The 21,434-nt window shown below is 71.8% G+C and carries 17 protein-coding genes and 1 pseudogene; 8 read left to right on the top strand and 10 right to left on the bottom strand.

The window, feature by feature from the left end; genetic code table 11:
• Nucleotides 1–119: 119 nt before the first annotated feature.
• The 3 genes and pseudogenes from opcA to ACSLTV_RS26580 all read right to left on the bottom strand — a co-directional run.
• Nucleotides 120–1,055, bottom strand: a complete 936-nt coding sequence (gene opcA / locus ACSLTV_RS26590; RefSeq protein ID WP_432138808.1) for a glucose-6-phosphate dehydrogenase assembly protein OpcA — start codon at nt 1,053–1,055, stop codon at nt 120–122.
• The gene (gene zwf / locus ACSLTV_RS26585) at nt 1,052–2,587 is read right to left on the bottom strand and encodes a glucose-6-phosphate dehydrogenase (protein WP_435613013.1); all 1,536 of its coding nucleotides are present in this window, start codon (nt 2,585–2,587) and stop codon (nt 1,052–1,054) included. The genes opcA and zwf overlap by 4 nt, the downstream gene beginning before the upstream one ends.
• 278 nt (nt 2,588–2,865) lie before the next feature.
• Nucleotides 2,866–3,201 (bottom strand): annotated as a pseudogene (locus tag ACSLTV_RS26580) (transketolase); the annotation flags it as partial.
• A gap of 189 nt (nt 3,202–3,390) precedes the next feature.
• Here ACSLTV_RS26580 and ACSLTV_RS26575 point away from each other — a divergent pair.
• Nucleotides 3,391–4,281, top strand: a complete 891-nt coding sequence (locus ACSLTV_RS26575; RefSeq protein WP_432138806.1) for a helix-turn-helix domain-containing protein — start codon at nt 3,391–3,393, stop codon at nt 4,279–4,281.
• 170 nt (nt 4,282–4,451) lie between these two features.
• On the opposite strand, the gene ACSLTV_RS26570 is transcribed toward ACSLTV_RS26575, so the two are convergent.
• Nucleotides 4,452–5,846: a glycoside hydrolase family 16 protein gene (locus ACSLTV_RS26570; protein WP_435613012.1), complete on the bottom strand. Its 1,395-nt coding sequence runs from the start codon at nt 5,844–5,846 to the stop codon at nt 4,452–4,454.
• A gap of 367 nt (nt 5,847–6,213) precedes the next feature.
• Between ACSLTV_RS26570 and ACSLTV_RS26565 the strand changes: the two genes are divergently transcribed.
• A complete protein-coding gene (locus ACSLTV_RS26565; RefSeq protein WP_435613015.1) occupies nt 6,214–6,783 on the top strand; it encodes a GNAT family N-acetyltransferase in 570 nt (189 codons plus the stop codon).
• Between the two features lie 113 nt (nt 6,784–6,896).
• Here the strand turns inward: ACSLTV_RS26565 and ACSLTV_RS26560 are convergent, their stop codons facing one another.
• On the bottom strand, nt 6,897–7,763 hold the full coding sequence (locus ACSLTV_RS26560; protein WP_432138804.1) for an endonuclease/exonuclease/phosphatase family protein: 867 nt from the start codon (nt 7,761–7,763) through the stop codon (nt 6,897–6,899).
• A gap of 530 nt (nt 7,764–8,293) precedes the next feature.
• Between ACSLTV_RS26560 and ACSLTV_RS26555 the strand changes: the two genes are divergently transcribed.
• A complete protein-coding gene (locus ACSLTV_RS26555; RefSeq protein ID WP_432138803.1) occupies nt 8,294–9,634 on the top strand; it encodes a 6-phospho-beta-glucosidase in 1,341 nt (446 codons plus the stop codon).
• Between the two features lie 106 nt (nt 9,635–9,740).
• The gene (locus ACSLTV_RS26550) at nt 9,741–12,842 is read left to right on the top strand and encodes an alpha-mannosidase (RefSeq protein ID WP_432158735.1); all 3,102 of its coding nucleotides are present in this window, start codon (nt 9,741–9,743) and stop codon (nt 12,840–12,842) included.
• Nucleotides 12,843–12,920: 78 nt separating this feature from the next.
• Here the strand turns inward: ACSLTV_RS26550 and ACSLTV_RS26545 are convergent, their stop codons facing one another.
• The gene (locus tag ACSLTV_RS26545; RefSeq protein WP_435613011.1) at nt 12,921–14,615 is read right to left on the bottom strand and encodes a carbohydrate binding domain-containing protein; all 1,695 of its coding nucleotides are present in this window, start codon (nt 14,613–14,615) and stop codon (nt 12,921–12,923) included.
• Between the two features lie 167 nt (nt 14,616–14,782).
• Nucleotides 14,783–15,898 carry an ATP-grasp domain-containing protein gene (locus ACSLTV_RS26540; protein WP_435613010.1) on the bottom strand — a complete coding sequence of 372 codons (1,116 nt, stop codon included), beginning with the start codon at nt 15,896–15,898 and terminating at the stop codon, nt 14,783–14,785.
• Between the two features lie 368 nt (nt 15,899–16,266).
• Between ACSLTV_RS26540 and ACSLTV_RS26535 the strand changes: the two genes are divergently transcribed.
• A complete protein-coding gene (locus ACSLTV_RS26535; protein WP_432138799.1) occupies nt 16,267–17,121 on the top strand; it encodes a metallophosphoesterase family protein in 855 nt (284 codons plus the stop codon).
• Complete coding sequence (locus ACSLTV_RS26530; protein ID WP_432138798.1) at nt 17,118–17,840, top strand: 4'-phosphopantetheinyl transferase family protein; 723 nt, start codon at nt 17,118–17,120, stop codon at nt 17,838–17,840. Before ACSLTV_RS26535 ends, ACSLTV_RS26530 begins: the two co-directional genes overlap by 4 nt.
• A gap of 28 nt (nt 17,841–17,868) precedes the next feature.
• On the opposite strand, the gene ACSLTV_RS26525 is transcribed toward ACSLTV_RS26530, so the two are convergent.
• From ACSLTV_RS26525 to ACSLTV_RS26515, 3 genes are all read right to left on the bottom strand, one after another.
• On the bottom strand, nt 17,869–18,117 hold the full coding sequence (locus tag ACSLTV_RS26525; protein ID WP_432138797.1) for a hypothetical protein: 249 nt from the start codon (nt 18,115–18,117) through the stop codon (nt 17,869–17,871).
• Nucleotides 18,118–18,356: 239 nt separating this feature from the next.
• On the bottom strand, nt 18,357–18,887 hold the full coding sequence (locus ACSLTV_RS26520; protein ID WP_435613014.1) for a toxin-antitoxin system, toxin component: 531 nt from the start codon (nt 18,885–18,887) through the stop codon (nt 18,357–18,359).
• Nucleotides 18,888–18,919: 32 nt separating this feature from the next.
• On the bottom strand, nt 18,920–19,564 hold the full coding sequence (locus tag ACSLTV_RS26515) for a helix-turn-helix domain-containing protein (RefSeq protein ID WP_432138811.1): 645 nt from the start codon (nt 19,562–19,564) through the stop codon (nt 18,920–18,922).
• Nucleotides 19,565–19,807: 243 nt separating this feature from the next.
• Here ACSLTV_RS26515 and ACSLTV_RS26510 point away from each other — a divergent pair, with 243 nt between their 5' ends.
• Together ACSLTV_RS26510 and ACSLTV_RS26505 are read left to right on the top strand one after the other, a co-directional pair.
• A complete protein-coding gene (locus tag ACSLTV_RS26510; RefSeq protein ID WP_432138796.1) occupies nt 19,808–20,479 on the top strand; it encodes an MmyB family transcriptional regulator in 672 nt (223 codons plus the stop codon).
• 132 nt (nt 20,480–20,611) lie between these two features.
• Nucleotides 20,612–21,433, top strand: coding sequence for a phospholipid scramblase-related protein (locus ACSLTV_RS26505; RefSeq protein ID WP_432158737.1), 822 nt, complete (start codon nt 20,612–20,614; stop codon nt 21,431–21,433).
• The last annotated feature ends 1 nt before the right edge of the window (nt 21,434 follow it).

Below are 21,434 nucleotides of genomic sequence, written 5' to 3'. Positions count from 1 at the left end.
GGACGTACCGCTCCGCGCGCCCGGGGTCCTTCTCGAACAACTCGCGCAGATGGGTGTCCCACTGGGCGCGGTGGTCCGCCAGCGCGGTCCACTCGGGCCGCCGGGTGAGCACAGGGGTGTCAGACATGTGCGGCAGTCTCCTTGGTGCCGTCGCCCCGCAGGGCGATGGCGTACATCTCGTCGGCGTCCAGGCGCCTGAGTTCCTCGGCGATGAGTTCGGAGGTGGGACGCACCTTCAGGGCGAGGGTGCGGGAGGGCTGGCCCGGCAGGGAGAGCGTGGCCAGGGGGCCTTCGGGACGGTCGATGACGATCTCCCCGTCGGTGGTGCCGAGGCGGACGGCCGTGACGACCGGACCGGCCGTGGTCACCCGCTCGACCGGCACGCCGAGCCGGGCGTGCAGCCAGCGCGCGAGCAGCTCGGCGCTGGGGTTCTCGGCCTCGCTCTCGACGGCCGCGGACGTGATCCGCATCCGGGCCTGGTCCAGCGCGGCGGCCAGCATCGAGCGCCACGGCGTCAGCCGGGTCCAGGCGAGGTCGGTGTCGCCGGGTGAGTAGGAGGCGACCCGGGTCTCCAGGGCGTGCAGCGGATGCTCGACCGCGTACATGTCGGTGATCCTGCGCTGCGCCAGGGCGCCCAGCGGGTCCTTGGCCGGGTGGGCGGGCGCGTCCACCGGCCACCACACCACGACCGGCGCGTCCGGCAGCAGCAGCGGCAGGACGACCGAGTCGGCGTGTTCGGACACCTCGCCGTACATCCGCAGCAGCACCGTCTCCCCCGTACCGGCGTCGGAGCCGATGCGGACCTCGGCGTCGAGGTGGGAGTGGGTGCGGTCGCGCGGGGTGCGGGCGTGCCGCTTGATGACGACCAGGGTGCGCGAGGGGTGCTCGTGCGAGGCGTCCTCGGCCGCCTTGATCGCGTCGTAGGCGTTCTCCTCGTCGGTGACGATCACCATCGTCAGGACCATGCCCACGGCGGGCGTGCCGAGGGCGCGGCGGCCCTGCACCAGCGCCTTGTTGATCTTGCTTGCCGTGGTGTCGGTCAGATCGATCTTCATGGCCTGCGCCAGCTCCGTCCGTCTCGTGCGAGCATCTCGTCCGCCTCCTCGGGTCCCCAGCTCCCCGACGCGTACCGGGCCGGCCGGCCGTGGCTCGCCCAGTACTCCTCGATCGGGTCGAGGATCTTCCAGGACTCTTCCACTTCCTGGTGGCGCGGGAACAGGTTGGCGTCGCCGAGCAGCACGTCCAGGATGAGGCGTTCGTAGGCCTCCGGGCTGGACTCCGTGAAGGACTCGCCGTACGCGAAGTCCATCGTGACGTCCCGGATCTCCATGGAGGTGCCGGGCACCTTGGAGCCGAAGCGCACGGTCATGCCCTCGTCCGGCTGGACGCGGATGACGATCGCGTTGGCGCCCAGCTCCTCGGTGGCGGTGGAGTCGAAGGGGGAGTGCGGCGCCCGCTGGAAGACGACCGCGATCTCCGTGACCCGTCGGCCGAGCCGCTTGCCGGTGCGCAGGTAGAAGGGGACGCCCGCCCACCGCCGGTTGTCCACGTTCAGCTTGATCGCCGCATACGTGTCCGTGGTGGACGCCGGGTCGATGCCCTCCTCCTGGAGGTAGCCGGGCACCCGTGCGCCGCCCTGCCAGCCGGCCGCGTACTGTCCGCGCACGCTGTGCGCCCCCAGGTCCTGCGGCAGCTTGACCGCCTTGAGCACCTTCAGCTTCTCGGTGAGCAGCGAGCCCGCGTCGAAGGAGGCGGGCTCCTCCATGGCGGTCAGCGCCATCAGCTGCAACAGGTGGTTCTGGATGACGTCCCGCGCGGAGCCGATGCCGTCGTAGTAGCCGGCCCGGCCGCCGATGCCGATGTCCTCGGCCATGGTGATCTGCACGTGGTCCACGAAGGACCGGTTCCAGATCGGCTCGAACATCGTGTTGGCGAAGCGCAGCGCCAGGATGTTCTGGACGGTCTCCTTGCCCAGGTAGTGGTCGATCCGGAACACCTGGTCCGGGTCGAACACCTCGTGCACGATGGCGTTCAGCCGGCGCGCGCTGGTGAGGTCGTGCCCGAACGGCTTCTCGATGACCGCCCGCCGCCAGGCCCCCTTCGGGGCGTCCGCCAGCCCGTACTTCTTCAGCTGCTGGACGACCTTCGGGAAGAACTTGGGCGGCACCGAGAGGTAGAAGGCGTAGTTGCCGCTGGTGCCGCGGGCCGCGTCCAGCTCGTCGACGGTCTGGCGCAGCTGCTTGAAGGCCGTGTCGTCGTCGAAGTCGCCGGGGATGAAGCGCATGCCCTGGGCGAGCTGCTGCCACACCTCCTCCTGGAAGGGCGTACGGGCGTGCTCGCGCACCGCGTCGTGGACGACCTGGGCGAAGTCCTGGTCCTCCCAGTCGCGGCGGGCGAACCCGACGAGCGAGAAGCCCGGCGGCAGCAGGCCGCGGTTGGCCAGGTCGTACACGGCCGGCATCAGCTTCTTGCGGGACAGGTCACCGGTGACCCCGAAGATGACCAGCCCGGACGGGCCGGCGATCCGCGGGAGGCGCCGGTCGCGCTCGTCCCGCAGCGGGTTGTCCCACACCGGTGTGGTGGTCATTCCGCGTCAACTCCCTCGCTGTCGGTGCCGGCCGCCCCGCCGCCGTGCGACGCGGCGACCGCGTCCAGCAGGTCCTGCCAGGCCGTCTCGGACTTGGTGACACCCTCGTCCTCCAGGAGTGCCACGACCTGGTCGTACGACACCCCCTGCGCCGCAACGGCGTCCAGGGTGGCTTCCGGCATCGTGCTGACGGTGCCGGGGACGCCCCGTTCGCCCACGTACAGGGTGTCCTTGTACGGCCTCGTCGACCGTGAGGCCCCGCACGCCGCGGTCGGCGAGCTGTTCCGGGTGCGGAACGCCCGCAGGCCGCCGAGGTCCGGCCGGTCCGGCCGGTCCAGCTCGTACCCCGCGAGGAAGAGCTGGGTGTACAGCGTCAGCGAGGTGTGGCCGGGGGAGAGGACGAAGTGGTCACGGCCGGTCCGCTCCGGGTCGGCGGGATCATGCCGCATCACCTTTTGAAAGATCGTGTACGCGGCCGGAGAGAGGCTCATCGGCCTGCCCGGGTGACCGTTGCCGGCCGGCTGTACGGCGTCCACCGGCGGCAGACGGGTGGTGTCGACGGCACGCCGGTCGAGTGCGGTGCACTCGGTGGTGTCGGCCGGGCGCGTGCTCATCTGAAAGCAGTTCCTTCAAAAGGTCATGGAAAGCAGTGCTTCTACTGGTCAAACGCGTTCGACCTTAAAAGTCTGACTTTTAAGGCGGAAGGGCGGGGTGTGTCAGCCTGTGGTGAAAGTGGGACACCCCCGCACCCGGACCGCCCACCCTGAGCGGCGCGGGCGACAGAAGAGCGGCACGAGTTGGACATGACAGGCAGAACGGAATCCGAGCGGCCCCGGGCGGACATCCGGACGTTCGCGTTCCCGGCGGACCTCAGCGTCGGCGGCGTGGGCATGCAGATCGGCCCCATGGGCACCGGCCGCGTCTGGCACGCCGACGCGGCGCTGGACCGTGTCCACCGCATCGACTTCCACGTCGTGATGCTCTTCGCCGAGGGGCCCGTCCGGCACATGGTCGACTTCGCGGAGTACGAGGCGACGGCCGGCGACCTGTTGTGGATCCGCCCCGGTCAGGTACACCGCTTCTCGCCCGTCAGCGAGTACCGGGGAACCGTACTGACCATGCAGCCCGGCTTCCTGCCCCGTTCCACCGTCGAGGCCACCGGCCTCTACCGCTACGACCTGCCGCCCCTGCTGCGCCCCGACCCCGACCAACTCGCGGCGCTGCGGGCGGCGCTGACGCACCTGCGGCAGGAGTACGAGGACGCCACGACCCTGCCGCTCAGCCTGCACGCGGCCGTCCTGCGCCACTGTCTGACCGCGTTCCTGCTGCGCCTCGCCCACCTCGCGGCGCGCTCGGGGCAGGCGGAACGGCCCGCCGACACCACCTTCACCCTGTTCCGGGAGGCGGTGGAGAAGGACTTCGCCGTCACCCACAGCGTCAGCGCCTACGCCGACGCGCTGGGCTACTCCCGGCGCACCCTCGTGCGCGCGGTGCGCGCCGCGACCGGGCTGACCCCGAAGGCGTTCATCGACAAGCGCGTCGTACTGGAGGCCAAGCGCCTCCTCGCCCACACCGACCTGCCCATCGGCCGGGTGGGCGCCGCGGTCGGCTTCCGCGACCCGGCGAACTTCTCCAAGTACTTCCTCCTGCACACGGATCTGACACCGGCGGCATTCCGCGCCGAGGTGCGCTGAAGGGTGCTGACGTGTACTGAGGTGCGCGGGGACGCCAGCGGGACGCCAGCGGGGTCACCCCGGGACAGCCTGCGGCGTCCTGGGGTGATCCCATGCGGCCTCCTGGGGCGGCCCGTGCGGCGCTTCCGGGCGGCCCGTGCGGCGCTTCCGGGCGGCCCGTGAGCGCGGGCTCAGCGGCCGAAGGTGAACCAGTTGACGTTCAGGAAGTCCGACGGCTGGCCGCTGGTGAACGTCAGATAGACGTCGTGCGTGCCGGACACCGCGGTGATGTTCGCCGGAACGGTCCGCCACGACTGCCAGCCGCCCGTGTTCCCCACCGCGAAACTGCCGACGGGCGGGTTGCCGCGGCTGTCCAGGCGTACCTCGACCAGGCCGCTCACCCCCGCGGCAGCGCCGCTCGCCACCCGGGCGGAGAACTGGGTCGCCGGTGTGGAGCCGAAGTTCACCCCCCGGTACAGCGCCCAGTCGCCGCCGGCGATCCAGCCGATGTTCTGGCCGCCGCCGCTGTCGGAGGTGGTCTCGGTGCCGATCCCGGACTGGCCGTCGAAGGACTCCGCCTGGAGGGTGCCGTAGGCGTCGCGGCCGCCGGTCGGCGGGGGAGTGGTGCCGCCGCCGGACGACAGTACGCGGACGTAGTCGACGACCATCGGGTGGCCGGGCTGGGTGCCGCCGTCGGGACCGCCGCCGAAGGCGTCCGGGAAGCCGCCGCCCATCGCCACGTTGAGGATGACGAAGAACCCGTGGTCGGTGGCGTTGCGCCAGGTCGTCGCGTCGACCTGGTCGGCCCGCACGGTGTGGTAGTGGGTGTTGTCGACGTAGAAGCGGATCTGCTCCGGGCTGGTGGAGCGGTCCCACTCCATGCCGTAGGTGTGGAAGCCGGCCTGGCAGGTGGTGCCGGGGCAGGCGGTGGAGGAGCCGATGCCGCTGGTCTCGTTGCAGGGGCCGCCGGGCGAGGTGCCGCAGTGCATGGTCGCCCAGACCGTGTTCAGGCCCTGGGTGTTCTCCATGATGTCCAGCTCGCCCACGCCCGGCCAGTTCCAGTAGTTGCCGCGGTAGGGGGCGCCCAGCATCCAGAACGCCGGCCAGTAGCCCTTCGCGGCGGCGCCGGTGACGTTCGGCACCTGTATGCGGGCCTCCACACGCAGCTTGCCGCCCGCCGGGGGCTGGAAGTCGGTGCGGTTGGTCTCGATCCGGCCGGAGGTCCACCGGCCGGCCGCGTCCCGGCGCGGGGTGATGCGCAGGTTGCCGTTGCCGTCGAGGGAGACGTTGTCGGTGGCGCTGGTCATCGTCTCGATCTCACCGGTGCCCCAGTTGGCGGCGCCACCGGGATAACCGGTGCCGGTCGCGTACCGCCAGCGGGAGGTGTCGACACCGCTGCCCGCGGGGCCGTCGAACTCGTCCAGGAAGACCTGGTTCCAGCCCGACGGGGCCGGTGGGGCGGAGGCGTTGGCGGCCGGGGTGACGACCGCGGCGGCGGCCGCCGCCAGACCGAGCGTGCCGAGCACGGCGACGAACGCCCGCCGCACGGAGCGTCGTCGGTGGGGTGTTCCGGAGGGTCCACTCATGGCAGGTGCTGCCTCTCGGGTACGGGGTGTGGGGTGCGGGGTGCCGCCGAGGGCGCTGTGAGAGCGCTCTCACGGTGCGGCCAATGTGCTCCCCGGTACCGCGACCGTCAAGAGTTAAAACAGAGAAAGTCCGTACCTGCCGCGGGAGTTCACCCCCTGAAGTCGGCAAAGGCGGCGAAGCGCACCGGTGGTGACCTCCAGGAGGAGCGTGGGTCAGTTGGCGACTGCTGGAAATACCCCGCATCAAGCTCAGATCGTGCTGAGAGACGGCTGCCGGGCGCTGCTCTGGAAAAGGCGTGGTTGCCGGGCAGTCGTGATGCGAAAATCAGTCCGCAACTTGATCCACATCCGCGTCCCGGAGGTCCGCATGGACGTCGCCTCGCTGCTGCCGTTGACCACGGCCCGGTTGTCGCTGCGTCTGTTCACTCCCGGCGACGCCGACGACCTGTACGCCTACCAGAGCCTGCCGGGCGTGGCGCGCTACTTGTACCGGCCGGCGCACACGCGTGAGCGCAGCGAGCAGGTCGCCGCCGAGCGCGCGGCGCAGACGGCCTGGCGCGCCGACGGGGACAAGCTGGCGCTCGCCGTCTGCCGACGCGACGAGCCCGGCGTCCTTGGCGAGGTGAGCCTCGCCCTGGCCGATGCCCGCGCCGCCCAGGCCGAGATCGGCTGGACTCTCGCCCCGGGTCACCAGGGGCACGGCTACGCGACCGAGGCGGCCGCGGCACTGGCCGGGTTTGCCTTCGACACGCTGGGCGTGCACCGGCTCTACGCACGGCTGGACGTGGAGAACACCGGGTCTGTGCGGGTCTGCGAGCGCCTCGGGATGCGCCGGGAGGCGCACCTGGTCGAGAACGACCTCGACGGGGATCGCTGGGGCAGCGAGTACATCTACGCGGCGCTGTCCGCGGATCTCGGCAGTCGACCAGGTCACTGAGCTCACCGGCCGCCTCCTGTCGGGACATCTGGCCTGATGTGTGGCCGAACTGGTCGACGAGGCGCTTCCAGTCAGTTCGACGCTGTGCGATCGGTGCTCGCCGCACGGACGGTTCAGGGCCGCCCACCGCCGGGATCGGGGGTGGTGACGCTCACATCGGTCCGCAGCAGGTGGTGGTCCGAGTACGCGCTCTCACGCACCCGGTGCGCCAGCGGAACGACACCGCGCAGGAACACGTAGTCGAACTTGCTCTGCCAGTCGGTCGTCGGTTCGCACCCGCCGACGGACGGCGGGTGGCACCGCGAGGCCGTGTCCGCGGCCAGCGCCCACATCGGGGCGAGTTCGGGGGCGTCAGGAACCGCGTTGAAGTCGCCGAGCACGATCGCGCGCTCGTGCCGCGCGACCACCGCCGCGAGCACGCGGACCTGCTCGGCCCGGACGGCCTCCTGACGCCGTTCGGCGAGATGGGTGTTGAAGACCCGTACGGACCGGCCGTCCACGGTGGTGGTCACCGCCATGTACCCGCGGTCCTCGGATCCGCCGTCGGGGTACTCGACGGCGACCCGGTCGGTCATCGGTGCCGCCGAGAGGAGCGCCTGGCCGTAGGCTCCCGGGTTCCACGGCACTCCCCCGCAGCGGCCCCAGTCGCGCAGGACCGTCCCGTACGCGACGTGGTAGACCAGGCCATGGCGGCGTGCCAGGTAGTCCCGGATCCGCTCGACATCGGCCACGCAGGCTTCCTGCAGGCCGATGACCTGGGGCGCCTGGGCGGCGATCTCCGCGGCCTGGTGTGCGTCGCTCTCGTCGCAGGGATTGCAGATGTTCCACGTCAGGACCCTGTTCGCCACGACGTCCCTGGAGGCTTCGCCGGGCCGGGACCCGGCGGATCCGCTCCCGCCGCGCGCGCCGGAACCGACCAGCACCAGGCAGGCCACGGCCAGGGCGCCGACGAGCCAGCGCGCGCCTCTGGTCAGCATCATCGCCTCCTCGTCGAGAGCAACCCGGATGCTCCGGACCCCCGGATGCCCCGGCTGACCCGGCGCCTGCCCCACCCCTCGCGGCAGTACGTGATCGTCTCACCGGATGGTGCACCGAGGTAGCCCGCGACGGCAACCGTGCCGTCCGGGAAGCGGGACCGCTAGGCGAGGCCGCCGACGCGACAGCGGGGGGCGGTGCTGGCGGCGGTCGGCGACGGCCACGGCGATGGCGGCCACGGCGGCGATGTGAGGGAAGCCGGACGGTCACGGCCGCCCGCTACTCGTCCCGTCACGTCCCGTCCCGTCTCGTCCCGTCTCGTCCCGTCTCGTCCCGTCCCGTCCCGTCCCGGTCCGGTCCGGTCCGGGCCGGTCCAGGCCGGGCTCCGCCGTAGTGTTCACTGCGGGCCGGCTCGTCACGAGGCAGACCGCCGGGGGTCGGCCCGGGGCAGGGCAGTTCACTCCCAACCGGCCCGGCGCACGGCTGCCGGCCGGACGATCGCGGGACGGTTCGGTTCCGACAGGAAGGCGGAGACGTGAGGCTGACGATTCTGGGCGGAGGCGGGTTCCGGGTGCCGCTGGTGTACGGGGCGCTGCTGGCGGACCGGGGGGCGGGGCGAGTGACGCGGGTCGTTCTGCACGATCTGGACGACAGTCGACTGTATGCGGTGGCCCGTGTACTGGCGGAACAGGCGGTCGGAGTTCCCGACGCCCCCGAGGTGGCGACCACCACCGACCTCGACGAGGCCCTGCGCGGCGCGGACTTCGTCTTCTCCGCCATCCGCGTCGGCGGGCTGGAGGGCCGCGCCGACGACGAGCGGGTGGCCCTGGCCGAGGGCGTCCTCGGCCAGGAGACCGTCGGCGCCGGTGGCGTCGCCTACGGGCTGCGCACCGTCCCGGTCGCCGTCGACATCGCGCGCCGCGTCGCCCGCCTCGCTCCCGACGCCTGGGTCATCAACTTCACCAACCCGGCCGGACTGGTCACCGAGGCCATGTCCCGCCATCTCGGCGACCGCGTCATCGGGATCTGCGACTCACCGGTCGGCCTCGGCCGCCGCATCGCCCGGGTGCTCGGCGCGAACGACCCCGGCGAGGCGTGGATCGACTACGTCGGCCTCAACCACCTCGGCTGGGTGCGCGGCCTGCGCATCGCCGGCCGGGACGAGCTGCCCCGACTGCTCGCGGACCGGGAACTGCTCGGCTCCTTCGAGGAGGGCCGGCTGTTCGGCGCCGACTGGCTGCGGTCGCTGGGGGCGATTCCCAACGAATACCTGCACTACTACTACTTCAACCGCGAGACGGTGCACGCCTACCAGGAGGCCGAACTGACCCGCGGCGCCTTCCTGCGCGACCAGCAGGCCCGCTTCTACGAGCAGGCCGGCCGCCCCGACGCCTCCGCCCTGGACCTGTGGGACCGCACCCGCGCCGAGCGCGAGGCCACCTACATGTCCGAGAACCGGGAGACGGCCGGCGCCGGCGAACGGGAGGCCGACGACCTCTCCGGCGGCTACGAGAAGGTGGCCCTCGCCCTGATGCGGGCCATCGCCCGCGACGAGCGGGCCACCCTGATCCTCAACGTCCGCAACCGGGGGACCCTGGCGGTCCTGGACGCCGACGCCGTCGTCGAGGTCCCCTGCCTGGTCGACGCCAACGGTGCCCACCCTCTCGCGGCCGATCCCCTGCCCGGCCATGCCACCGGGCTGGTCTGCGCGGTCAAGGCGGTGGAGCGGGAGGTGCTGGCCGCCGCCGAGTCCGGCTCCCGCGCGACGGCCGTGAAGGCCTTCGCGCTGCATCCGCTCGTCGACTCGGTGAACGTCGCGCACCGGCTGATGGAGGGGTACCGGGCCGTCCATCCGGGGCTGGCGTATCTTGGCTGAGCACCCAAGGGGGTAAGCGCTTTCCCCGAGGGTGCGCCCAGCCCCCTCCCTGGTGCTCGGCACGACCCTCACCGCCTCATCCTCTCTGGTCCCCCGGGAGACGCCCATGCACGACGAACGCCGCCGGATCGAGGAGCGCGTCGAGCGCCTCCACACCCAGCGCATCAGGCCCGCCATCCACGCCGCCCGGGTCCCCCTGACGATGACGGCGTGGCAGGCGCCGGGGGAGCCGGTGCCCTTCGCGGAGGCCGCCGCCGCCTCCTACGAGCCCTTCGTGACGGACACTCCGTGGGGGCCGCCGTGGGGCACGACCTGGTTCCGGATGCGCGGTACCGTTCCCGCCGGCTGGGCGGGCCGGCGGGTGGAGGCGGTGATCGACCTCGGCTTCGACGACGCCTGGCCGGGCAACCAGGCCGAGGCCCTGGTGCACCTGACGGACGGGACGCCCCTGAAAGCGGTCAACCCGCTCAACCAGTACGTGCCGGTCGGGAACCCGGCCGCCGGCGGTGAAGAGGTCGACTACCTGGTCGAGGCGGCGTCCAACCCCGACATACTGGCGCACGGCTTCGCACGGCCGACGCCACTCGGCGATGTACTGACCGCAGGCGACCGGCCACTGTATACGTTCCGCCGCGCCGATCTCGCCGTCCTCGACGAGGAGGTCTGGCACCTCGACCTCGACCTCCAGGTCCTGCGGGAACTGATGGCGGAACTGGCCGACCATGATCCGCGCCGCCACGAGATCGCGCACACCCTCGACCGGGCGATGGACCAGCTCGACCTCGACGACATCGCCGGCTCGGCGGCCGATGTCCGCGCCGTCCTCCGGCCCGCGCTCGCCAAGCCCGCCCACGCCAGCGCCCACGTCATCTCCGGCGTCGGCCACGCGCACATCGACTCCGCCTGGCTGTGGCCGATCCGCGAGACGAAGCGCAAGACGTCGCGGACCTTCTCCAACGTCACCGCGCTCGCCGAGGAGTATGAGGAGTTCGTCTTCGCCTGCTCGCAGGCCCAGCAGTACGAGTGGGTCCGCGACCACTACCCGCGGGTGTGGGCGCGCATCCGGGAATCGGTGGAGAAGGGCCAGTGGGCGCCGGTCGGCGGCATGTGGGTGGAGGCCGACGGCAACCTCCCCGGCGGCGAGGCCCTCGCCCGCCAGCTCGTCCACGGAAAGCGGTTCTTCCTGGAGCACTTCGGCATCGAGACCAAGGGCGTCTGGCTGCCCGACTCCTTCGGCTACAGCGCCGCCTACCCGCAGCTGGCCAGGCTGGCCGGCAACGAGTGGTTCCTCACTCAGAAGATCTCCTGGAACCAGACCAACCGGTTCCCGCACCACACCTTCTGGTGGGAGGGCATCGACGGCACCCGGATCTTCACCCACTTCCCGCCCATCGACACCTACAACGCCCGTTTCAGCGGCGCGGAGATGTCCCGTGCGGTGCGCAACTACGCGGAGAAGGGCGGCGCCACCCGCTCCCTTGCCCCCTTCGGCTGGGGCGACGGCGGCGGCGGCCCCACCCGGGAGATCATGGAGCGCGCCCGCCGCCTGAGGAACCTGGAGGGCTCGCCCCGGGTCGAGATCGAGCACCCCGACGCCTTCTTCGCCAAGGCCCGCGAGGAGTACCCCGACGCCCCGGTGTGGGTCGGCGAGCTGTACCTCGAGCTGCACCGCGCCACCTACACCTCCCAGGCCCGCACCAAGCAGGGCAACCGCCGCTCGGAACACCTGCTGCGCGAGGCCGAGCTGTGGGCGACCACCGCCGCCCTGCACGTGCCCGGCTACGGCTACCCGTACGAGAAGCTGGACCGCCTGTGGAAGACGGTCCTGCTCCACCAGTTCCACGACATCCTGCCGGGCTCCTCCATCGCCTGGGTGCACCGCGAGGCGGAGGCCGAGTACGCCAGGGTGGCCGCCGAACTGGCGGCGCTCACGGCCGAGGCGATCGCCGCCCTCGGTACCGGGAGCGGGCCGAGGGTGTTCAACACCAGCCCCTTCGACCGCGCCGAGGTGGTGCGCACCGCCGACGGCGCGCCGGTCTACACCCGGGTGCCCGCGAACGGCAGCGCGCCGCTCACCGCTACGGCCCAGGCGTCCCTGCCGGACGGCGCGGAGCCGCCGCGCCCGGTGACCGTGACCGGCGCGGGAAGGGTGCTGGACAACGGGCTGGTGCGGGTACAGGTGGCCGACGACGGCACACTGTCGTCCGTATACGACCTACGGGCGCAGCGCGAGGTTCTCGCCGCCCCCGGCAATCTTCTGCGCCTGCACACCGACCTCCCCAACCACTGGGACGCCTGGGACATCGACCAGCACTACCGCAACCGCTACACCGATCTCCTGGACGCCGAGTCGGTCACGGTGGTCGAGGACGGTCCGCTGGTCGCCGCGGTCCAGGTGAGGCGTGCCTTCGGAAAGGGTTCCTCGCTCACCCAGACGATCACCCTGCGCGCCGGCAGTCCCCGCGTCGACATCGCCACCGACCTCGACTGGCACGAGAGCGAGAAGATCCTCAAGGCGGCCTTCCCGGTGGACATCAGGGCACCGCACTCCTCGGCCGAGATCCAGTTCGGCCATGTCCAGCGGCCCACCCACACCAACACCACGTGGGAGGCGGCCCGTTTCGAGACCTGCGGCCACCGCTGGGTGCACCTCGCCGAACCCGGCTACGGCGTCGCCGTCCTCAATGACTCGACGTACGGCCACGACGTCTCCCGGACGGTCCGCGAGGACGGAGGCACGACCACCACCGTCCGGCTCAGTCTCGTCCGGGCCCCGCGCGTCCCGGACCCGGGGGCCGACCAGGGGCGGCACCACTTCACCTACGCACTGCTGCCCGGCGCGAGCATCGAGGACGCGGTCGCCGAGGGGTACGCCCTCAACCTCCCGCTGCGGGTGGCCGACGCGGCCGGCGCACCGGCACCGGTCGTCACGGTGGACGGCGCCGGCGTGACCGTCGAGGCGGTGAAGCTCGCCGACGACCGTTCCGGTGACGTCGTCGTACGGCTCTACGAATCGCGGGGCGGCCGTGCCCGAGCCACCCTGCGCACCGGGTTCCCGCTCGCCGGTGCCCGGGTGACGGACCTGCTGGAGCGCCCCTTGCAGGACGCGGACCTCGACGACGACCAGGCGGTGCCGGTCGCCCTGCGGCCCTTCCAGATCCTCACGCTCCGCCTGAAGCGGGCCGACGGGAGCAGTGGCACCGCCTGACCCCGCCGCACGAAACGGCCTCCCCCCGGTGCGAGGACCGGGGGGAGGCCGATGCCCTGTTCGGCGCGGCAGGCCGGGTCAGCCGGTGAAGCCGGCCGTGATGGAGGTGAACTGCCAGGTGCTCTGGCTGATGCCGGAGCAGTTGCTGGTCACCCCGCCGCCCGGGCACGGCCGGTCCCGGTTGACCGACCAGAAGGCGAGCCGGGCTATGTGGCGGGAGTTGGCCCAGTCGCGGATCTGGGTCCAGATCTGCGGCGTGGTGTTCTCCTGCTGGTCGGACAGGCCGTTCATGCCGGAGATGCCGATGTGGGCGTAGGCGGTGGCGTCGTCCCAGCCGAAGGTGGACTTCAGCTTGTTCTTCAGCCCCTCCGCAGCGTCCACCGTGTTGCCGTACATGTCGGAGCCGCCGCCGAAGTCGAACGGCATGATGGTGAACACGTCGATGTCGGCGCCGATCGACCTGGCCTGCTCGATCAGCCGGTTGCCGTAGTACGTCGGGCCGGTGGTCGAGGTGCCGAAGGTGACGATCGTCCTCAGGCCCGGGTTGTCGGCCTTGAGGATCTTCAGCGCGGTGAGGATCCTCGCCTGCACGGCCTCGTTCTCGAACTCGTCCGTGTTCTCGATGTCGAAGTCGACGGCCTTGAGGCCGTAGGCGTCGATCACCTTCTGGGTCGCCGCGGCGAGCGCGCTCGCCGAGGAGCAGTTGGCGCCGAGCTTGCTGCCCTGCCATCCGCCGAAGGACGGCACGATGTCACCGCCCGCGGCCCGGATCTGGTTGATCGCGTTCTGGTCGGCACCGCCGGTCAGCGGACGGCTGCCGTCCCAGGCCGGGTTGCAGCCACCGGAGTCCAGCACGAACGCCATGGTGAACCACTTGACACCGGTCGCGCTCATCACGGTGGACGGGTTCGGCGGGTCGCCCCAGCCCTCGTACAGATAGGGCGCGGCCTGCTTGAAGCCGCCGCCACCGCCGCCGCCCGCGTTCGTCGTGACGGTCAACGGGGCGGAGGCCGCCGAGGTGTTCCCGGCGGCGTCCCGCGCCCGGACGCTGAAGGTGTAGCCCGTGCTCGCGGCCAGCCCGCCGACGGTGGCACTCGTCCCGGACACGCTGAGCGCGCGGGTGGAACCGCGGTAGACGTCGTACGCCGTGACCCCGACGTTGTCCGACGAGGCGTTCCAGGACAGGGAGACGCTGGAGGAGGTCTTGCCGGTCGCGGTGAGGTTGCCCGGCGCGGTGGGCGCCTGGGTGTCGGAGCCGCCGCCCCCGCCACCGGGGCCGTCGAGACTGATGTCGTCGGCGTAATAGGTGCCCTGCGCGTACCAGCCGTGCACGTAGATGCGCGCGGTCGTCTGGAAGGCGCCCGTGGTGAAGGACACCGACAGCTTGCTGTACGACGACGGGGACGAGGTCCAGGTGGACGCGCCGCCGTCGACGCCGAGGTAGACGTAGCTGCCGCGCACCCAACCGCTCAGCGTGTAGGCGGTGTCGGGCTGGACGGAGATGGTCTGCCCGCACTTGGCGTTGTCGCTCGAGGTGGCCGCGCCCGCGAGCGCCTTGGCACCGCCGTGCACGGGGGAGGAGACGATCGAGCCGAGTTGGCCGCTGCAGGACCAGGGGGAGAGACCGCCCGACTCGAAGCCGGGGTTGGACAGGAGGTTGGCGGCCTGTGCGGTGCCGGGAAGGGCGACGGCACCGCCGAACGCGAGAGCGGCGGTGCCGAGCAGCGCGAGGAGTCGACGCAGGGGGCGTCCGGAGTGGGGTATGGGGCGCACACGATCTCCCTGGAAGGAGGGGGGTGTTCGGGAGTGCACGGAAGTGCGGAGTGGTGCGCAACCAAGTTGGTATGGACCAATCCGGCTGTCAAGCGAAAGTGCCGGATTGGTCCAAACCAGTGAGACGGCGGATCCACCGCCGGGACCGGCCGGAGTGGCGGGGCCGCTCAGATCGGCAGTACCTGCGCCGCCTCGGGCGATCCCACCGAGTGCACCGGCAGCATCGCCGCCGGTTCCTCGATCCGCTGCTGCGGCAGTGTTACCGGCCGCAGCGGTCGCGGCCCCGACACCACCGTGTAGTCCTGCCCCAGGAACGGAGGCTCGATCCTCCCCGGATCCTCGCCGAGCGCCAATCGCACAGCGGCCCAGGGGACGTTGACGCCGCACTGGGACAACTGGTGCAGCCCGCCGGCCGGCCGGGTGTTGACGTCCATCAGCACCGGCTGCTCGCCGTACATCCGGAACTGCACGTTGGACAGGTAGTGCAGGTCGAAGCCCTCGGCGATCCGGCGGGCCGGCTCCAGCCACTGTTCGTGCAGCGTGAAGCCGCGCCGACGCCCGTTCTTCGTGCGGCCGACGGCCAGCCGTACGACGCTGTCCGGGCCGGTGAGGCAGTCCACCGACACCTCCGGCTGCTCCAGCCGGGGCATGACCAGCCAGTCCACCGGCTCGTCGGCGCGGCGCAGCGCGTCCACGACGAGGTCCAGCTGGACGTAGGAGCTGGGGAAACCGGTGAGGTGCGTCAGCGAGAAGGGGGCTCGGGTGATCACCCGGAACCCGACCCCACCCGCACCCGACGCCGGCTTGAAGCACGCCTTGTGTCCGGCGTCCTCCAACTCCTCGACAGCCGACAGGAGTTCGTCGGCGGTACGCACCCGCCACCACGGCGGCACGGGCACCCCGATCGCCTGGACGGCCTCGTAGGCGATCACCTTGTCCTGGAAGACGGCGACGGCCTCCGGCGGCGGTGCCAGCACCGCGGTGCCGACCGCCTCGAACTCGGCGCGGTGCGCGACGACCGCCGACTGGTGCAGCCGGGGCACGAACACGTCGATGCGGCGGCGCCGGCACTGGGCGAGGGCGTACTCGACGTACCCGGCGGGGGAGAGGCCCTCCGGCTCCAGCTCCGCGGTGTCGGCGGCGGCCAGCACGGGGGAGTCCGGGTCGCCGTGGGTGGCATGGATCTCGACCGCGCGATCGCTGGGATTTCGGCGCAGCTGATCCATGAAGAACACGTTCTCCGCGTACGTGCGGTTGAGCCAGACGCGTACGCGAGAGACCATGCAGGCCGCCTTTCACGGTTCGCGGGCAGGGCGAAGCAGGCCCGGCCCGGGCAGGGAGGATGGAGGGACACCGAACCGCCCTGTGTGAAGGGAAGGGTCATGGCGGTGGTGTTGGGGCGATCATACGGCTTCCGGGGACGTGCCGTGCAACGCGTGGGTTACGGATTTTCCTTGTGCCGTCTGGCGTCTACGGGCTTCCGTATACAAGGTGCCGGATCCTGCATGCAGAGGACCGCATCCCGCATCCCGCCTTCCGTATCCCGCATTCTGAAGGCCGGACCCGCAATCCCGGATCAGAGAACTTGTATTTTGGATCCCGGCTTGATCCACCCTTGTCCCCCACCCTCCGCCTGTGTTGTCGTGGTGCGATGGTGACGGGGGAGGCCGGGCAACTGCTGGCCATCAGCGATCTGCACGTCTCGTACGCGGAGAACCGGGCTCTGGTCGAAGACATGCGGCCCCACTCCGAGCACGACTGGCTCCTCGTGGCGGGGGACGTCGCGGAGACCGTGGCGGACATCCGCTGGACGCTGAAGACCCTCGCGAGCCGTTTCCGCAAGGTCGTCTGGGCCCCCGGCAACCACGAGCTGTGGACGCACCGCAAGGACGCCGTCACCCTGCGCGGGGCCGAGCGCTACGCCCATCTGGTCGATCTCTGCCGCGACCTGGGCGTCACCACACCCGAGGACCCCTACCCGCTCTGGGAGGGCCCCGGCGGCCCGGTGGCGGTGGCGCCGCTCTTCCTGTTGTACGACTACTCGTTCCTGCCTCAGGGGTGCACGACCAAGGCCGAGGGGCTGGAGTACGCCCGCGGCACCGGTGTCGTCTGCAACGACGAGTACCTGCTGCACCCCGACCCCTACCCGTCCCGTGAGGACTGGTGCCGGGCCCGGGTCGCCGAGACCGAGCGCCGGCTCGCGGAACTGCCGGGCGACCTGCCCACGGTGCTGGTCAACCACTACCCGCTGCACCGGCATCCCACGGACGTGCTGTGGTACCCCGAGTTCGCCATGTGGTGCGGTACCCGGCTCACCACCGACTGGCACCGCAGGTTCCGCGTCGCCGCCATGGTCTACGGCCATCTCCACATCCCCCGCACGACCTTTCACGAGGGCGTCCGCTTCGAGGAGGTGTCGGTGGGATACCCCCGCGAGTGGCGCAAGCGCCCGGGACCGCCCGGCCGGCTGCGCCGGATCCTGCCCGCGGAGGTCGAGACCGAGTGATCGAGGAACTGCTGCCGGAACAGGTGGTCGCCGTGGAGGCGTACGGCACGGAGGCCGCCGACCAGTCGGCGGACGCGTCGCTGTACCCGGAGGAGGCGGCGCTGGTGCGCCAGGCGGTGCCCAAGCGGCGCCGGGAGTTCGCCGTCGTCCGCTCCTGTGCCCGGCGCGCCATGGAGAAGCTGGGCATCCCGCCGGGGCCGGTCCTGCCCGGTGAGCGGGGCGCGCCGCGCTGGCCGGACGGCCTGACCGGCAGCATGACCCACTGCGAGGGCTACTGCGCGGCCGCCCTGGTCCGCGCGACCGACCTGGTGTCGCTCGGTATCGACGCCGAACCGCATCGGCCGCTGCCGGACGGCGTCCTGGGGGAGGTCGCGCTGCCCACCGAGCTGCCGCGCCTGCGCCGGCTCGCCGCGGACCGGCCGGACCTGCACGGCGACCGGCTGCTGTTCAGCGCGAAGGAGTCCGTCTACAAGGCGTGGTTCCCGCTCACCCGGATGTGGCTGGACTTCTCCGAGGCAGACATCGAACTCACCGCGGCGCCCGTGGGCCCCGCGTCCGCCGGTCCGGTGTCCGGCGGGTCCGCGCACGGCACGCTCCGCGCCCGGCTGCTCGTGCCCGGCCCGGTGGTCGACGGCCGCCGCCTCACCCACTTCGAGGGCCGCTGGACGATCCAGCGGGGCCTGGTGGCCACGGCGATCACGGTGCCGCACACACTCTGAAGCCCCGCCGGAACCGTCCGGCCCGGCCTCACCCCTCGGGGCACCAGCCGCGCAGCAGCCGGAAGAGCCTTTCCTCGTTCCCCTCCAGGCCGGCCCGGGCCAGGGCCTGCTCGGCCTCCGCGAGGACGGCGGGCGGGATCACCGGTGGCAGGGGACGGCGCGGTGGTCCGGACGCCTCGGCGCCGGTGTCGTCGAACGCGGCCCGCACGGTGTGCAGCAGCCGCAGATAGGCCTGGACGGCGGTGCGCTCACGGTCGGTCAGAACGGCGGTGGGCATCGGTCGGCTTCTCTCCGTGTCGGCGTCGGTTCCACGCGCCCACGGGCGCGTACGCCCCGTACCGGCGGCGCATCTCCCAGCTTGCCGCCCACCACTGACAATCCGGTCCCGCTGCGTTCCGGTTCGCCCGCGCAGCCGAGGCGGGCGAACCGCCGGACGCCGCTCGCGGCGGCCCGCACGAGCGCCACCCGGTACGGCTTCCCGTGGTGCCTCCCGGCCTGCCCGGCCGGTCCGGCGGCTCAGCCCTGCGGGCCGAGGTACCCGAGCGACGCCTCGATGCGCCCCGCCAGATGGTCCCGCTGCCCCCGGCCCCGGCCCGACGAACCGGCCAGCCAGGTACGGCACTTGCTGGCGAGCAGCAGGCCGAACCGCTCGGCCTCCTTCTCGTCGGACAGGTCGAACCTGGTGCGCGCGGCCACCTTGTGCACGGTGGCCTCCAGGTCCGCCCCGTCGACGAGTAAGCGCGCGGCGACCGCCGCCCCCTCGACGTGGTGGCTGCAGTGCCCCGCCTGCATGTGCCACAGCTCATGGCCGAGGATCACCAACTGGTGGTCCGGCGCGGTGCGTTCCTCGATCACCACCAGGTCCTGGTCGGCCATGTCGAGCCAGAGCCCGCTGGCGGTGCCCACCGGGAAGGCGGCCGTGCGGAAGTGGACGGGCCGGCCGCGGCGTCTGCTCATCGCGTCGCACAGCGAGCTGTACAGGTCCGCCGGCGCCGCCGGGGCGGGGAGAGTCACCTCCGCGACCAACTCCCCGCACAGACGGCGCATTTCCCTTCCGATGCCCACAGTCCTCTCCCGGCTCACGTCTCGGGTCGCTTCACGCTCTCCAGGAGCATGTCCAGCCACTCGGCGACCTTGTCGCGGTGCTGGTCGGTGGGCAGCTGGGCGGCCCGCCAGGCGATCCCGCGCACCCCGTGGTCCTGCAGCAGGCGTTCCAGCGGGTCGTCGGCGGCCGCCTCCCGTTCGGCGAGCCGCTGCAGCAGTTCCTGCTCGGTGTGGCGCAGCGTGCCCGTCAGCGCCTCGGGGTCCTCGGCCGTCAGGAACCCCGCGTGCACGTGGAAGAAGCGCTGCAGGGCGTCGCAGTGCTCCATCGTGGGGCGGCGGTCGCCGTTGATGAGGGCGCCCGCCTGCTGCCGCGACATGCCCGCGCCGTCCGCGATCTCCTGCTGGGTGTACTTGCGCCCGTTGGGCTTGAGGCGGGTGCGGCGCAGCAGGTCCAGGCGTTGCAGGAAGCGCGCCTGGACGTCGGGTTCACCGGCCGGACGGCCCCTCAGCAGGGCCTTGACCACGGGCTCCGGCACACCGCAGGCGACGGACAGCCGCCCGGTGTCGAAGACCTCCCCGTGCGGCACGCCGAGCCGGTCGGCGAGCGCGGCGACACGGGCGACGACGGCCGACAGCGAAGCCGTCGCCGCGGCGCCCGGAACCTCGAAGCCATCCGTCACCGACAGGTCTCCCACGTCTCTCACTGCCCTCTCACCGGGCCCTCTCACCGGCACAGACGGTCGTCGTGAACTGCCCGGAGACTAACGGGTCGGTCGAACCCACATCCAGGTCTCGCCACAACTGTGGCCAATTTCAGCCGTCAACGAGCGCGGAATGCCACGATAGTTGACATCGCATGTATCTCGGCACCAGGATCGGGGCGCCGCGTGAAGGCCGCATCAGGCAAGAGGGGTGACCTCCCGATGGCATATCAGGCAGGAGGGCAGCGGTCCGTACCGCGGCCCGTCCCCGAGAGTCCCGGCACCCAGGCGTATCTACGGGACTACGCCACCCTTCTGGAGGCCGTACCCCATCCGTCCGTCGTGCTGAACCACCGCTGGGACGTCGTTCTCGCGAACGCCGCTTTCGAGACACTTTTCGGGGAGGTCGGCCCGCATCCGACGGCCATGCCGGGCGACAATCTGCTCCGGTTCGTGCTGTTCCACCCGGACGCGGCCGGCGTGCTCGTCGACCACGAGGCGGGCTGGTGCCTGCCGGCCCTGGCCCTGCTCGCCGCCGCCTCCGAGCGGCACGGCCATGACCACGGGCTGCAGGCGATCCGCCGCGACATCGCCCAGGACCCGATCATGGAGGCCGCCTACCGGCAGGGGCTGCCGCACTGGCTGCGCGCGGTCGGCGCCCAGGCCGCCGAGTACGACGGGGCGGTGCGCCGGCTCGCCCACCCCGACCCGCGGCGCGGCGTCACCGAGTACCGCATCGTCTGCGAGGTGCCCAAGGCCCTGGCGGACGAGGGGTACGTCCGGCTGACGATGGTGCCGCGCGAGGCACGGCCCGCGCCCCCGCCCCGCCGCACCCGCCGCCCGCGCCGCACCGCCGGCCATCTCAGCGTGGTGCCGGCGGCTCCCGAGGCCTGACCGGGCACCGTCGGCGTTCAGGTCGCCGACGGCGTCCGGTCCCGACCCGCCCCCGGCGTACGCGACCGGGGTCCCGCCGACCGCGGACGGGGCGCCCGTCAGCCGTGCGAAGGGCCGGGGTAGTGTGCGCCGGTGACCACGCAATCGAACACACCTGCAGGCTGGTACCCGGATCCGCAGGGCGCGGCCCAGACGCTGCGCTACTGGGACGGCGCCCAGTGGACCCAGCACACCCAGGCCGCCCAGCAGGCCCAGCCGGCGCCGCAGGTCCCGGCGCAGCCCGCCGGGCCCGACCCGCGGGTCCAGCGCCAGGTCCAGCAGCAGGCGGGCGTCGCGCCCAGCGGTGCCGGCGGCGGCACCCTGTTCACCGAGCCGGTCCTGGTGGTGAACCAGAAGGCCAAGCTGATCGAGCTGACCAACGAGTACACGGTCATGGACCAGCACGGCACTCAGCTCGGCTCGGTCGTCCAGGTCGGTCAGAGCGCGCTGAAGAAGGCGGTCCGCTTCGTCTCCAGCCTCGACCAGTTCATGACCCACACGCTGGAGATCCGCGACGCGCACGGCCGGCCCGTCCTGGTGCTCACGCGCCCCGCGAAGTTCCTGAAGTCGCGGGTGGTCGTGGCGCGGCCGGACGGCCGGCAGATCGGCGAGATCGTCCAGCAGAACGTCATCGGCAAGATCAATTTCGCGATCAACGCGGACGGCGGGCAGATCGGCGCGATCAAGGCGGAGAACTGGCGGGCCTGGAACTTCGCGGTCGTCGACCACGCGGGCAACGAGGTCGCCCGGATCACCAAGACCTGGGAGGGCCTCGCCAAGACGATGTTCACCAGCGCCGACAACTACGTGCTGCAGATCCACTACCAGCTGCCCGAGCCGCTGCTCAGCATGGTGGTCGCCACCGCCCTGACCGTCGACACGGCGCTGAAGCAGGACGCGCGCGGATTCAACTGAT

The sequence above is a fragment of the Streptomyces sp. bgisy159 genome (genome assembly GCF_965341775.1).
Lineage (GTDB): Bacteria > Actinomycetota > Actinomycetes > Streptomycetales > Streptomycetaceae > Streptomyces.
This window is presented reverse-complemented; position numbering and strand designations above follow the sequence as displayed.